The organism is Mycobacterium sp., from assembly GCF_035697385.1.
Taxonomy (GTDB): domain Bacteria; phylum Actinomycetota; class Actinomycetes; order Mycobacteriales; family Mycobacteriaceae; genus Mycobacterium.
In genome coordinates, this window is record NZ_DASSCY010000301.1 from 1 (window position 1) to 3,666 (window position 3,666).

Here is a 3,666-nt window from a genome sequence, read left to right on the forward strand (position 1 = left end):
CGCCTGCCAACAGCCGCGACCGCGCGGTGCCGCGCGGTCAGGAAGGCGATGCCCATGACGAGCTTCGGGATCCGCGGACCAGGCGGAAGCCGCACTGGATCTGTCGTGGCCTCAGCCATGTCACCTCCGTGGTGGTACTCCAAGGTACCGGCCACGGTACGCCCTAGTACCGAGGATGACAAGGCCCTTCTCGCGGGGTGGTTAGCTCGTCGGCGACGGCGGAGTGAGCAGCGCGATCGACGCGTCGACCGCCTCCTCGGTGATGTCGCTCATCCGCCCGCCCTCTTCGACCGTGATCGCGGTCAACTCGCGCAACCCGCCAAGCAGCATGATGATGCGCTGACGTGACACTGGACCGATGCCTGCGGTGCGGAACTCCTCGGTGCCGCCGAGGGCCTGCACCATCCCGATGAAGTTGTCCATCGCATCGCGCTGCAGGCGCCGAGCCGCGGCACCGAGCGACGGCACATCCCGAATCCAGCTCAGCATCAGCGACGGCCGGGACTCCCCTGACGAGATCCACGCCTCAACCGCCTGCCGCACTTGGCTTCTCCACGGCGCGCCCGCATCGACCGCAGCCGAGATCTGTCTGACCTGCTCGGCGTTCGCGTCGGTGAGAAGCGCGACGAAACACGACTCCCTGCTGTCGAAGTGCTCGTAGAACGTGCGTCGCGACGTCCGTGCGCGCCGCACGATGTCGGCGACCGTGGTGCCCGGATAACCGTCCTCGGCGATGGACTCCTCCAGTGCATCAAGCAACCGTTGGCGGAATGCGGCCTGGTCGCTGACCCGCGCGGCCTTGGCCGTCGTCACGCGTTACCTCCTATGTCATGGGCATCGTACTGTGCCGAACGCTTCCTGTGAGTCGGCTGGTGACTTCCTGACGGCTGTACCCGTGAATCAGCAAGCGGCCCAGGTCAATCCGCTATCGAAGCGGTGTGTAGAGCGTCACATTCACAGAAAGGAACGAACGGCGAGGCCCTGCGCGCTCGTCTTAGTGAGAGTCGAGGGAAAGGCGCGTACATGACCAGTGACGTTTCGCACGAACTTCGGGGCCTTGGCGATCTGCCCGAAGGCAGGCAAGAGCGGTTGGCCCGCCGGATCGCGGACCTGTACGCGAACGACCGCCAGTTTCTCGCCGCCGAGCCCGATGTCGCGGTGATCGAGGCCGCCCGCACGCCTGGTCTGCGGCTGACGCAGATCCTGCAGACGCTCGCCGAGGGCTACCGGGACCGGCCCGCGCTCGGCGAGCGGGCCCGCGAGTTCGTCGTTGACCCGGTCACCGGCCGGACGTCGGCTCGGCTGTTAGGAAAGTTCGCGACCATCACCTATCGCGACGTGTGGGAGCGCGTCCGCGCGATCGCCACCGCCTGGCACAACGACCCGATCCACCCGGTGCGACCCGGAGACTTCGTCGCCACCATAGGCTTTGCCAGCGCCGAGTACCTCATCGTCGACCTAGCGTGCGCGTATCTCGGCCTGGTGTCGGTGCCCTTGCAGCACAATGCGCCTGTTTCCCGGCTTGCACCGATCATCGCCGAGGTCGAGCCGCGGGTGCTCGCCGTGAGCGCCGAGTATCTGGACCTCGCCGTCGATTCCGCGCTCGACAGCACGTCGCTTCGTCACCTCGTCGTCTTCGACTACCAGGCCGGCGTCGACGATCACCGCGAAGGCCTCGAACGGGCTTCTGCGCGACTGCGGGAAGCTGGCCTACCGGTCACCATCCACACGTTGGGGGAAATCGTCGCGCGCGGGGCGAAGCTGGCGCCCGAGCCCCCCTATACCGCCGACAGCGAAGACCGGCTGGCGATGATCATGTACACCTCCGGCAGCACGGGCGCACCGAAAGGCGCGATGTACACCGAGCGGATGGTGGCTCGGTTGTGGACCTCGACGTTCGCCTCGGACTCGGACACTCCGGTGCTGAACGTCAACTTCATGCCGCTGAATCATCTTGGCGGGCGGCTGCCGTTGGTGTCATCGTTCCTCTCCGGTGGAATCAGCTACTTCGTTCCCGAGTCCGACATGTCGACGCTGTTCGAGGATTGGGCGCTGGTGCGGCCTACCGAACTCGGTCTGGTGCCCCGGGTCGTCGACATGTTGTTCCAGCGTTACCGCAGTGCGGTTGACCACCTCGTCGCCGAGGGACTCGATGTGGCCACCGCCGAGCACGAGGCCGCCGCGCAGGTGCGCGACGTTGTGCTCGGTGGCCGCGTGCTCGGCGGTTTCGTCGGGACGGCGCCGCTTGCCGGCGAGATGAAGGTCTTCCTCGATTCCGTGTTGGACGTGCACGTCAACGACGGCTACGGATTGACCGAAGTCGGCTCGGTTAGCCGCGATGGCGTCGTGACCCGCCCACCGGTGATCGACTACAAACTTGTCGACGTGCCCGAGCTTGGCTACTTCCAGACCGACAAGCCTTATCCGAGAGGCGAATTGCTCGTCAAGACGCAGACGGCGATGCCGGGCTACTACAAGCGCCCCGATGTCACGGCGGCGGCGTTCGACGACGACGGCTACTACCGGACCGGCGATGTGATGGCTGAGATCGAGCCAGACCGGCTGGCATATGTCGACCGGCGCAACAACGTGCTGAAGCTGGCTCAGGGCGAATTCGTCGCCGTCGCACACCTCGAGGCGGTGTTCGCCGGTGCGCCGCTGGTGCGCCAGATCTTCGTCTACGGCAACAGTGAACGCGCCAATCTACTGGCAGTGGTGGTGCCCACGCCTTACGCGCTGGACACCTACGGCCACGACGCCGACGGGCTCAAGAGCGCTCTTAGCGACTCGCTGCAGCGGACCGCGCGAGCCGCTGAACTGCAATCATACGAGCTGCCAGTCGATTTCATCGTCGAGGCCGAACCGTTCAGCGCCGCCAACGGATTGCTCTCAGGCGTCGGCAAGCTGTTACGGCCGAATCTCAAGGATCACTACGGCGAGCGACTCGAGCAGATGTACGCCGACATCGCCGCGGCTCAGGTCGACGAACTACGTGCGCTGCGGTGCGCAGCCGCCGAACTGCCGGTGATCGACACATTGACCCGCGCCGCCGGCGCCATCCTCGGCACGCGCGAGCTCGATCCCGATGCCCACTTCACCGACCTCGGCGGGGACTCGCTGTCCGCGTTGACGTTCTCGAACCTGTTGCAGGACATCTTCGGCATCGAGGTTCCGGTCGGGGTGATCGTCAGCCCTGCAACAGACCTTAGAGGACTCGCGGAATTCGTTGAGAAGGAACGTGACTCGGCTTCCAACCGACCGACCTTCACGTCTGTGCATGGAGCGGGCGCCACGGCGGCACGCGCCGCAGACCTGACACTCGATAAGTTCATCGACGCGGCGACCCTGGCCGAAGCTCCGTCGCTGCCACGGACGACCGGCGAGCCCAACACGGTTCTGCTCACCGGAGCCAATGGCTGGCTCGGGCGGTTCCTCGCGCTCGAATGGCTTGAACGGCTGTCGGAGACGGGTGGCACGCTGGTCACCGTGGTCCGCGGTCGCGACGCCGCCGAGGCCCGCGCCCGTCTCGAGCAAGCCTTCGACAGCGGGGATCCCGTGCTGCTGAGCCGTTTCCGTGAGTTGGCCGTCGACCACCTGGAGGTGCTCGCCGGCGATATCGGAGAGCCGAACCTCGGCTTGGATTCTCAGACGTGGACCCGGCTGGCG

Annotated in this window: 2 protein-coding genes; one reads left to right on the forward strand and one right to left on the reverse strand. The window is 66.0% G+C overall.

Annotated features, from left to right (window positions below; translation table 11 throughout):
* Nucleotides 1-201: 201 nt before the first annotated feature.
* A complete protein-coding gene (locus VFH65_RS25615) occupies nt 202-813 on the reverse strand; it encodes a TetR/AcrR family transcriptional regulator (RefSeq protein WP_353325397.1) in 612 nt (203 codons plus the stop codon).
* Nucleotides 814-1,023: 210 nt separating this feature from the next.
* Between VFH65_RS25615 and VFH65_RS25620 the strand changes: the two genes are divergently transcribed.
* Nucleotides 1,024-3,666: AMP-binding protein (locus VFH65_RS25620; protein WP_353325399.1), on the forward strand; the 2,643-nt coding region annotated here is incomplete at its 3' end.